Here is a 10,245-nt window from a genome sequence, read left to right on the forward strand (position 1 = left end):
CCACCCGGCCGCACCCCTCCGGGGACAGTGTCGACATATTCCCCGGACCGTCAGAGGGCGGCGGAGTCGATGGCGTTGAGGAGTCGTTTGGTGGAAACGGGATGAGCGGTACCCAAGGTCTGTGCGAAGTAGCTGATGCGGAGTTCCTCGATCATCCACCGCACGTCACTCAACACCGGCGACGAAGTGCCAACAGGCTGAGCCTCAAGCGCGGTCCGGTACTCCCCGAGGAGCCACTCGACATCCCCGAGCCGCTCAAGATCACGAGTCGGATCGGTCGGCAGCTTCTCCAGCCGACGCTCAATCCCACGGAGATACCGCACCACATCGGACAACCGATCCTGCCCGGTCTCGGTCACAAACCCGGCATGAACCAGCCCAGCGAACTGCTTCCGGATGTCAGCCAAAGACTGAGCGGGCCCGCGTGTATCCGCAAGCCGAGTCTCAACATCGTTGGCAGCCCGCAAAATCGACTCGACCTCGCGCAACACCGTCAGTACACCGGAATGCAGCCCACCCCGCACCTTCTCCAGCAACACAGCGAACCCGGCCTCATCCCAAACCGGCCCGCCGTTATCCGTGACCAGCTTGTCCACCGCGCAGTCGATACAGTCCTCCAGCAATGCGGCAACACTGCCATGCGGATTCCGGTTCAAAACCAGCTTCGCCTGGTTCCCCAAACTGCGGATGACGAACTTCACCGGCGAAGGCAGATTCAGCCGCAGCATCTTGCGCGTCCCGGCCCACATCGAATGCTCCTGCTGTCCCGGCGTATCCAGCAACCGGACAGCGACGGTCTCACCCTCATCCACCAAAGCCGGGTAAGCCTTCACATCATGCCCACGCTGCTTGGTAGCGAAGATCTGCGGCAGATCTCCAAAAGCGGGCGTCTTCAACCCCGAACGCTCAATGGAATCCGCGGCGGCAGAAATCGTGGCCCGGACCTCACCACTCAACTGATGCTTGAGCGCCTCGATATCCTTACCCTCAGCCAACTTCCGGCTCTTCTCATCCAGAACCCGGAAGGTGATCTTCAGATGCTCAGGTACCGCCGCGAGCTGCCACGCATCATGCGGCACGACCACCCCGCGCAGATCCTCCAGCGTCTCACCGACAACGTCGAGCAGCGGCCCATCCACGGGACTGACCCGCGACAGCACCAACTTCGCATGATCGGGCGCGGGCACGAAGTTCCGCCGGATCACCTTCGGCAACGACTTGATCAACGCCGTCACCAGCTCTTCACGCAGCCCGGGAACCTGCCAGTCGAACCCGTCCTCGGTCACCTGGTTCAGCACCAGGAGCGGAACATGCGCCGTCACACCGTCAGCATCGGCACCCGGCTCGAACTGGTAAGTCAGCGGGAAACTCAACGCACCCTGACGCCAGACATCCGGATAGTCCGACTCCTGGATGTTCCCCGCGGAATCGTTGATCAGCATGGCTTTTTCGAAGCTCAGCAGATCCGGCTGATCGCGCCGCGTCTTCTTCCACCAGGTGTCGAAATGCCGTGCCGACACCACTTCCGCGCCGACTCGCTGGTCGTAGAACTCGACCAGCGTTTCGTCGTCGACCATGATGTCGCGCCGCCGAGCGCGGTTTTCGAGGTCCTCGACTTCTTCGAGCAGTGCTCGGTTCTCGCTGAAGAACCGGTGGTTCGTATGCCAGTCCCCGTCCACCAGCGCGTGCCGGATGAACAGCTCGCGCGACAGCTCGGGGTCGATCCGCCCGTAGTTGACCCGGCGATCGGCGATCAACGGGACGCCGTAGAGCGTCACCTTCTCGACCGCCATCACCGCGCCCTGCTTACGTTCCCAGTGCGGTTCCGAATAGGACCGTTTCACGATGTGCGCGGCCAGCGGTTCGATCCACTCGGGCTCGACCTTGGTGTTGACCCGGCCCCACAGCTTCGACGTCTCGACCAACTCGGCCGACATCACCCAGCGCGGCTGCTTCTTGTGCAGCGCCGAACCGGGGAAGATCGAGAACCGGGCGCCGCGTGCGCCGAGATAGTCACCCTTGGCCGGGTCCTTCAACCCGATGTGCGACAACAGTCCCGGGATCATCGCGGTGGTGACGCGCTGCGAGTCCGCGGGCTCGGTGTTCAGCGCGATACCGAGCTGTTTGGCCGTCTGCCGCAGCTGGCTGAAGATGTCCTGCCATTCCCGGATGCGCAGGTAGTTCAGGAACTCGGCCCGGCACATCTTGCGGAACTGGTTGCTGGACAGCTCTTTCTGCTTCTCGGTGACGTATTCCCAGAGATTCAGGTACGTCTGGAAGTCAGAATCCTTGTCCACGAACCGCGCGTGCTGCTGGTCGGCGGCCTGCTGTTTCTCCGACGGCCGCTCGCGCGGGTCCTGAATGGACAGTGCGGCGGTGATGATCATGACCTCGCGGACACAGCCCTGGTCCGCGGCTTCGAGCACCATCCGGCCGAGCCGCGGGTCCACGGGCAGCTGCGAGAGCTTGCGGCCGACGTCGGTCAGGCGCTGGGAGTCCTCGGTGGCCTTCGGGTCGAACGCGCCGAGTTCCTGCAGCAGCTGCACACCGTCGGTGATCTGACGGCGGTCCGGCGGCTCGACGAACGGGAACGCCGCGATGTCGCCCAGCCCCAGCGAAGTCATCTGCAGGATCACTGAAGCGAGGTTGGTCCGCAGGATCTCGGGATCGGTGAACTCGGGCCGCGCGTCGAAGTCGTCTTCGGTGTACAGGCGGATGCAGATACCGTCGGACGTCCGTCCACAACGGCCTTTCCGCTGGTTCGCCGACGCCTGCGACACGGCCTCGATCGGCAACCGCTGCACCTTGGTCCGGTGGCTGTAGCGCGAGATCCGCGCGGTGCCGGGGTCGATGACGTACTTGATGCCCGGCACGGTCAGCGAGGTTTCCGCGACGTTGGTGGCCAGCACGACCCGGCGCCCGGCGTGGCGCTGGAACACACGATGCTGATCGGCGGACGAAAGTCGTGCGTACAGCGGCAAAACTTCCGTGTTACGAAGATCTAGCTTGTTCAGTGCGTCGGCGGTGTCCCGGATCTCGCGCTCACCCGAGAGGAACACCAGGATGTCGCCCTGGCCCTCGGCGATCAACTCCTCGACGGCGTCGCCGATCGCGGAGGTCTGGTCGCGGTCCTGGTCGGCGTTCGGGTCGTCAGGGTCGACGATCGGGCGGTAGCGGACTTCAACTGGATACGTCCGCCCGGACACCTCGACGATCGGCGCGTCAGAAAAGTGCTTCGAAAACCGCTCCGGGTCGATGGTTGCCGAGGTGATGATGACCTTGAGATCCGGGCGCCGCGGCAGAAGCTGCTTGAGGTACCCGAGGATGAAGTCGATGTTGAGGCTGCGCTCGTGGGCCTCGTCGATGATCAGCGTGTCGTACTGGCGGAGCATCCTGTCAGTCTGGATCTCGGCGAGCAGGATGCCGTCCGTCATGAGCTTGACCAGCGTGTTCTGCCCGGACTGGTCGCTGAACCGCACCTTGTAGCCGACGGTCTCGCCGAGTTCGGTGTTCAGCTCGCTCGCGATGCGCTCGGCGACGGTCCGCGCGGCGAGCCGCCGCGGCTGCGTGTGCCCGATCTGGCCGCGCACGCCGAGGCCGAGTTCGAGACAGATCTTCGGCAGCTGCGTGGTCTTCCCCGACCCCGTTTCCCCGGCGACGATCACGACCTGGTTGTCCCGGATCGCGGCGGCGATGTCGTCCTTGCGCTGACTGATGGGCAGCTCAGCGGGGTATTTCAGCTCCGGCACCGACTCGCGCCGAAGCTGCACCCGCAGCTCGGCCGCGTCGAAATCGGCGGCGAGCTGCTCGGCGACGGACTGCTTGTCCCGGGCTTTGCGCGCGCCTTCGAGCCGCCTGCGCAGGCGGTACGCGTCGCGCGGCATCAACTCAGGCAGGCGGGCGCGAAGGCCTTCGAGGGAGGATTGCGTAGACATACTTCTGTCAAGGATAGCGGTGTGTCACCGCCGGGGCCTCCGAATATGACTCAGGAGACCAGGCGCCCCGCGATCACGACCGCTGCAATGACCTCGGACTGAGCTCGGCGATGCTGCGGTGCCCGGAAAGTCCCAGCGTCAGGTCCAGATCCGCGAGCAGGCTGCGCAGGACGTGGACCACCCCGGCCTCGCCGCCGTGCGCCAGGCCGTAGACCCACGGCCGCCCGAGCAGCACGGCTTTCGCACCCAGCGCCAACGCCTTGATGACGTCGGCGCCGGTCCGCACGCCGGAGTCGAACAGCACGTCGAGCTGGTCGCCGACCGCACTCGCGATTCCCGGCAACGCCTCCAGCGCACCGATCGCGCCGTCGACCTGGCGGCCGCCGTGGTTGGACACGACGATCCCGTCCATGCCGGCGTCGGCCGCGCGACGGGCGTCGTCGACATGTTGGATGCCCTTGAGCACGATCGGGCCGTCCCAGTGCTCGCGCAGGAACGAAAGCCGGTCCCAGCTTTTGTCGGTGCCGGTCACCATCAGGACCCAGCGCAGGATCGCCGACGGCCGGTCTTCTTCGGGCGTTTTCTCCAGCCGGGCCCGGAAAACCGGGTCGCTGAGCCCGATCGCGACACCTTCGCCCTGCAGGAACGGGAGGTACGCCTGGTCGAGGTCGGCCGGTCGCCAGGCGAGTGTCCAGGTGTCGAGGGTCAGTACGAGCGTGGTGAACCCGGCTTTCTTCGCCCTGGCCAGGATGCTGGCGCAGACGTCCGGGTCGTCGGGCCAGTAGAGCTGGAACCAGCGCGGGCCGTCGCCGCTCGCGGTGGCGACGTCTTCGATGGTGGTGGACGACGCCGTCGACAGCACGAACGGCAAGCCGAGCGACGCGGCGGCGCGGGCGGTGGCGGACTCGGCGTCGGCGTGCACGATGGACTGGACGCCGACGGGCGCCAGCAGCACGGGAGCGGGCAGGCGGGTGCCGAGGACCGTGGTCGACAGGTCGCGCTGGGTGGCGTCGGTGAGCATGCGCGGGACGATCCGCCAGCGGTCGAACGCCTCGCGGTTGGCCCGCGCGGTGGCGCCGGACCCGGCCGCACCGGCGACGTAGGAGAACGGGCCGGGCTCGAGGATCTTCTCCGCGGACGCCTCGAGCTTCGTGGCGTCGGTGGTGAACGGTGGCAGCTTCCCACCGTATCCCTGCAGGTAGATCTCGTTCTGGTAGCTGCCGAACGGCTGGGTCACTAGTCGCCTCCTTGCGCTGGAGGGCACTGTACCGGCCGGTAGCCTGGGCCATGACACGGTCAGTCGGGAATGCTCTCCTGCGCCGTCCGCAGCTTGTCGCATAGCCGTTGCAGCGTCCGGAGTTCGTCCGCGGTGAGGGCGGCGCCCACGAACTTCCCGATCGCCGCCACGTGCTGGGCGCCGACGCGCCGCTGTTCGGCCGCGCCACGCTCGGTCAGCTCGACGACCGTGCCACGGCGGTCGCCTGGATCCGGCAGACGAGCCACGAGCCCGTCGGCCGCCATGCGTTCGACGAGCCGGCTCAGGCTCGACTGATCCATGAGGATGTGCTCGTTGAGTTCGTGCAGCCGCAGCCTGCCACCGGGAAACCGGCTGAGGTTGTAGAGCACGTCGTACTCGCGCATCGGCAGGTCGTAGGCGCGGGCCTTGGTGTTCAACCGGCGAATCACCGACACCTGCGCGCGGAACAGCGATTCCCACGCCGACGTCGCCAGTTTGAGCCTAGCCACTCACAAGCCCCCTGCCTGCCGCGACATCGACACCAGTTCCGGCCCGCCCTCCACTCCGAAAGTCTTGTCGGTCTCGAATCCCAGACTCCGGCACAGCGCCGCGCCCGCGGCCGAGCTGGCCTCGATGTACACCGGGACGTCCTGCCGCTGCCGCAGCAAAGCGGCGCCGATGCCCGCGCCTCGACGTCGGGGCAGCACCCCGAGACACTGGGCCTGCATATGCGGCGACGAAGGCTCGTTCGCCTCCCGCAGCCCGGCGAGCGCGTCGAACCGCTTGCGCTCGTCGTCGGTCAGCGCGGCGAACCTGTCGACAAGATCCCTTCGGCCACCGGGAATCCACAGCACCGCGCCACTGAAATCACTGGTCACGCGCACGTCGCCGTGGTCGAAGGCGAATCCCGCGAACGCGCTGAAGAACTCCGGATGTACCTGACGCCGGCGTTTTTCGTCGGGGAAGAGCCACCGGCTGACCGGATCTTCCATGAAGGTCAGGGAAAGCAGTTCGGCGACACCGTCCATCTCGGAGGATTTCGCCGTCCGCACCGTGAATCCGTTCTCGACCATCAGCCTTCTCTCTTGTGACCAGCCCGGGTTCCGAAGTCTATTCTTGGGCGATTTCCCGGTCGTATGCCGCCAATGTGTCGATGAACATCTGCCGTTCACCGGCACTCAGCGGCTCGAACGCCTTGCGCCACGCGGTGGCACCCTTGCCGAGCCAGCTGTCGATCGCCGGGCGGTGCGCGTCGGCGATGCTCACGAGCGTTCGACGCCGGTCGGCCTCGTCCTCATGCCGCTCCAGGATGCCTTTGCGGCTCAGCTCGCTCACCATCAGGCTCACCGTCGCGGGCGCGACCTCCAGCCGCGCGGCGAGTTCGTTGACGCCCATCTGCCCCTCGAACAGCAGGTACGCGAGCAGTGACAGGTGCCGTGGCGCGAGTGAGAACGACTGCAGCTCATCGGGAATCCGGATCTTCTTGACCCGCCCGACGATGCGCGGCATGAACAGCAACATGGTCCGGATGGCGTCGTCCACGCCCGGTCCCTCGGTTGACACGGACACCTCACCTCGATAGCTTTCAGTTCAAAGTAGCTTTGCTTGCAAAGTAAACCTGCTTTGCAAGCCGATGTTAGTCGAGAGGCATGCCATGACAGCGTCGTTCAACCAGCAGGTCATCGAGGAATTCCGGACCAACGCCGGCCGGGTGGGCGGCATGTTCGAAGGCGCCCCGCTGGTCCTGCTGCACACCGCGGGTGCCAAAACCGGGCGGCCCCGGACCAATCCGGCGGTCTACCTGGCCGACGGCGACCGCATCCTGGTGTTCGCCTCCAACGCCGGACAGCCGAAGAACCCGGACTGGTATGCGAACCTGCTCGCCGACCCACGCGTGACCGTGGAGATCGGCCTCGACGACGGCGTCGAGACGTATGCGGCCGACGCGGTGCCGCTGGACGGCGAAGAGCGCAACCGGTTCTTCCGGTTGCAGGCCGAGCGTGACCCGGCTTTCGCGGCGTACCAAGCCGGGACCACGCGGACGATCCCGGTGATCGCGCTGAAGCGGCTCGACCTCGCGGCGGACCCGGCGCGTACCCGGGCGATCGGCGAGTACCTCGTGCGGGTGCACGACGAACTCCGCGGCGAGCTCGCGACGGTCCGCAAAGAGGTCGACGACTTCTTTGGCGGGCGCGTGGCGGAAGTGAGGCTGGGCAAGCGGTTGAGTACGCATTGCCTGGCGTTCTGCGACGCGTTGCGCGTGCACCACACCCGTGAGGACGGCGTGTTCACCGAGTTCGAGAAGCAGTTTCCGGAGCTTCGGCCCGCGCTGGACCGGCTTCGGCGGGAGCATCACGTGGTCGCGGGGACGTTGACCGAGCTCCAGGCGTTGCTGGCGGATCTTGGCGTGGCGGACGGGGATCGGGTGCGGGACGAGTTCGAGCGGTTGGCGTCAGGGCTGGAGGAACACTTCGCCTACGAAGAGGAGCAGTTGCTTCCGGCGTTGAGTTGACGTCAGTCGAGGGGTGGGAGGGGCCAGCGGTAGTCGCCGTCGGGGTCGTCGAGCCAGACGCGGTGGAAGCCGTCGGGGGTGACGGTGAGGCCGAGGCGGTCCCAGCCGGGTTCGCCGAGGGCTTTCCATTGGCGGTGGGCGCGTTCGAAGCGGTCCCAGATGCGGATCGGGCCGCCTTGGCGGACTCGGCGGAAGCCGCGGTGGTCGGGCTCGGAGCCGACCTCGCACCAGGAGCCGTCGCGGGCAGCGAAGGTGACCCACTCGGGTTCGTCTTCGCCGCGTGAACCGAAGGCGGCGACCTGCGGCAGCAGGGAATGCGCCAGGAACCAGGGCACGCGCAGGTCGTCGAGCCGGGGTTCGAGCCGCGTCGACGAGATGGCGCCTTCGTCGGCGTACGACGGCCGGACGTCTTCGTGTGGCGCGGAATCGGCGTCGCGCATGGCCACGAACGCCGCCCACTCCGGCAGGAACCGGCCTTCGAGACGGTCATCGTAGCGGCGCAGCAGCACGAGACTTCCCGCGGAAAACCCGGGCTTGACGTCGACGAGCACCTGGCCGCCGGGAGCGAGCTGCTCGGCCCACGCCCACGGCACGGCCGGTACCGAGCAGGTCGCCATGATGCGGTCGAACGGTTCCCGGCCGGGAAGGCCCAGCGCGCCGTGGCCGACGATCAGCGTCGGCGCGTAGCCCAGCCCGGCGAGACGTTCGCGGGCGGCTTCGACGAGGTCGGCGCTGATGTCGACGGAGAACACCCTGTCCGCGCCGAGCCGGTGGCACAGGATCGCCGTGCCGAACCCCGTGCCGGTGCCGACTTCCAGCACGCGATGGCCGTCGTGGACGTCGAGCGCTTCCAGCATCGACACGAGCAGGCCGGGTCTAGTCGCCGACGAAACGGGCACGGGCGGCTTGCCGGCAAGCGCCGTCACGAGCGTGAGATCCGAGTAGACGGCCTCAAGCCAAGCGGGTTGACCGCCGCCGATTTCGGCCCAGCCGGCGTCATGCTCCTTACGGTAGAAGCTCGGCACGAAGACATGCCTCGGCGTGCCCTCAAATGCAGTACGCCAGGCCGGATCTCGTGACACACCGTCACCAAAAAGGCGGTCGGCGAGTCCACGCGCCCGCGCGCTCCACAGTGGCGCGGTCGTCGTCATGGGCAGGTCCTTCGCTGTTGGCGACTGTCGAGAACCATCTTGACCACCTAGCGGGAAAATCGGTACCAGCATTGACCATTTGGCCGAATGACAGCTCAGTCCGGCAAATCTGGATACCGACGGTAGCTGATACGGTGAGCGGGTTCCACCCCGGCCTGGAGGTCCCTGAAGTGGCAAACGACCGTGTACAGGACGTAGTGCTTTTCGGCGCGACGGGCTTCACCGGCGCACTCACCGCCGAGTACCTCGCACGCAACGTTCCGGCGGACACGCGTTGGGCACTGGCCGGGCGGAACCACGCCAAACTCGAAGCGCTGCGGACGAAACTCGCCGAGATCACCCCGGCCTGCGCCGAGCTGCCGCTGCTGCACGCCGACGTCACCGACGCGGCATCGCTGCGCGCGGTCGCCGCGGCGACCAAAGTCGTCATCACCACCGTCGGCCCGTATCTGCAGTACGGCGAGCCGCTGGTCGCGGCGTGCGCGGAAACCGGGACCGACTACGTGGACCTCACCGGCGAGGCCGAGTTCGTCGACCGCATGTACCTCGCGCACGACGCCCGCGCCCGCGAAACCGGCGCCCGGCTGGTGCACGCCTGCGGATTCGATTCGATCCCGCATGACCTCGGCGTGTTCTACACCGTGAAGCAGCTGCCCGACGACGCCCCGATCAAGATCGACGGCTACCTCCGCGCCGGCGCCACGTTCTCGGGCGGCACCTTCAACACCGCGCTCAACGCGCTCGCCCGCATGGCGCCCGCGGCGCGCGTCGCCAAGCAGCGCGCGGCCCAGGAACCGCGTCCCGCCAAGCGAAAGGTGCACACGCCACTGGGCACCCCGCACCGCATTCCCGCGTCGACGTCGTGGGCCGTCCCACTGCCGACGATCGACCCTCAGGTCATCGGCCACTCGGCCGCCGCGCTGGAGCAGTACGGCCCGGACTTCACCTATCGCCACTTCGCCGCGGTGAAGCACCTGCCGGTACTCGCCGCCGGGGCCGTCGGGTTCGGCGCGCTGTTCACCGCCGCGCAGATCCCGCCCGTCCGCAAGGCGCTGTCGAATCTGCGCAAGCCCGGCGACGGACCGGACGCCGCCAAGCGCGCGGGCTCGTGGTTCTCGGTCAAGTTCCTGGCCGAGGGTGGCGGAAAACGAGTGGTGACGCAGGTTTCCGGCGGCGACCCTGGCTACGACGAGACGGCGAAGATGCTGTCGGAGTCGGCGCTGTGCCTCGCCCACGACGACCTGCCGACGACGTCCGGCCAGGTCACCACCGCGGCCGCGATGGGCGACGCCCTGCTGGCCCGCCTGATCACCGCCGGCCTGAAGTTCGAAACCCTCTAGGCGGCGCGGGCCCACGGACGCAAGCGCGGCTTGAGTGGGTGGCTCGTGAGTGGCTACGAGTGTTCTAACA

Annotated in this window: 8 protein-coding genes; 2 read left to right on the forward strand and 6 right to left on the reverse strand. The window is 67.1% G+C overall.

Annotated features, from left to right (window positions below; all coding sequences use genetic code 11):
- Positions 1-50: 50 nt before the first annotated feature.
- The 5 genes from hrpA to VGP60_RS39825 form a co-directional block, all read right to left on the reverse strand.
- Positions 51-3,935, reverse strand: coding sequence for an ATP-dependent RNA helicase HrpA (gene hrpA, locus VGP60_RS39805; protein ID WP_327553404.1), 3,885 nt, complete (start codon positions 3,933-3,935; stop codon positions 51-53).
- Between the two features lie 73 nt (positions 3,936-4,008).
- Positions 4,009-5,172 (reverse strand): lactate 2-monooxygenase, encoded by a 1,164-nt coding sequence (locus VGP60_RS39810; RefSeq protein ID WP_327553405.1) that lies wholly within the window; start codon positions 5,170-5,172, stop codon positions 4,009-4,011.
- 59 nt (positions 5,173-5,231) lie between these two features.
- Positions 5,232-5,681 carry a MarR family winged helix-turn-helix transcriptional regulator gene (locus VGP60_RS39815; protein ID WP_327553406.1) on the reverse strand — a complete coding sequence of 150 codons (450 nt, stop codon included), beginning with the start codon at positions 5,679-5,681 and terminating at the stop codon, positions 5,232-5,234.
- A complete protein-coding gene (locus VGP60_RS39820; RefSeq protein ID WP_327553407.1) occupies positions 5,682-6,245 on the reverse strand; it encodes a GNAT family N-acetyltransferase in 564 nt (187 codons plus the stop codon).
- A 37-nt stretch (positions 6,246-6,282) separates the two neighbouring features.
- Positions 6,283-6,735: a MarR family winged helix-turn-helix transcriptional regulator gene (locus VGP60_RS39825; protein ID WP_327553408.1), complete on the reverse strand. Its 453-nt coding sequence runs from the start codon at positions 6,733-6,735 to the stop codon at positions 6,283-6,285.
- A gap of 91 nt (positions 6,736-6,826) precedes the next feature.
- Between VGP60_RS39825 and VGP60_RS39830 the strand changes: the two genes are divergently transcribed.
- Entirely contained in the window at positions 6,827-7,684 is an 858-nt protein-coding gene (locus VGP60_RS39830; protein ID WP_327553409.1) for a nitroreductase/quinone reductase family protein, read from the forward strand.
- A 2-nt stretch (positions 7,685-7,686) separates the two neighbouring features.
- On the opposite strand, the gene VGP60_RS39835 is transcribed toward VGP60_RS39830, so the two are convergent.
- Positions 7,687-8,835 carry a methyltransferase domain-containing protein gene (locus tag VGP60_RS39835; RefSeq protein ID WP_327553410.1) on the reverse strand — a complete coding sequence of 383 codons (1,149 nt, stop codon included), beginning with the start codon at positions 8,833-8,835 and terminating at the stop codon, positions 7,687-7,689.
- Between the two features lie 170 nt (positions 8,836-9,005).
- Between VGP60_RS39835 and VGP60_RS39840 the strand changes: the two genes are divergently transcribed.
- On the forward strand, positions 9,006-10,175 hold the full coding sequence (locus VGP60_RS39840) for a saccharopine dehydrogenase family protein (protein ID WP_327553411.1): 1,170 nt from the start codon (positions 9,006-9,008) through the stop codon (positions 10,173-10,175).
- The last annotated feature ends 70 nt before the right edge of the window (positions 10,176-10,245 follow it).

The organism is Amycolatopsis sp., assembly GCF_036008905.1.
Taxonomy (GTDB): domain Bacteria; phylum Actinomycetota; class Actinomycetes; order Mycobacteriales; family Pseudonocardiaceae; genus Amycolatopsis.

What these genes read in the sequence shown, in the direction of transcription:
- hrpA (WP_327553404.1), bottom strand. Translation starts at nt 3,935, where the DNA reads ATGTCTACGCAATCCTCCCTCGAAGGCCTTCGCGCCCGCCTGCCTGAG.
- VGP60_RS39820 (WP_327553407.1), bottom strand. Translation starts at nt 6,245, where the DNA reads ATGGTCGAGAACGGATTCACGGTGCGGACGGCGAAATCCTCCGAGATG.
- VGP60_RS39830 (WP_327553409.1), top strand. Translation starts at nt 6,827, where the DNA reads ATGACAGCGTCGTTCAACCAGCAGGTCATCGAGGAATTCCGGACCAAC.
- VGP60_RS39835 (WP_327553410.1), bottom strand. Translation starts at nt 8,835, where the DNA reads ATGACGACGACCGCGCCACTGTGGAGCGCGCGGGCGCGTGGACTCGCC.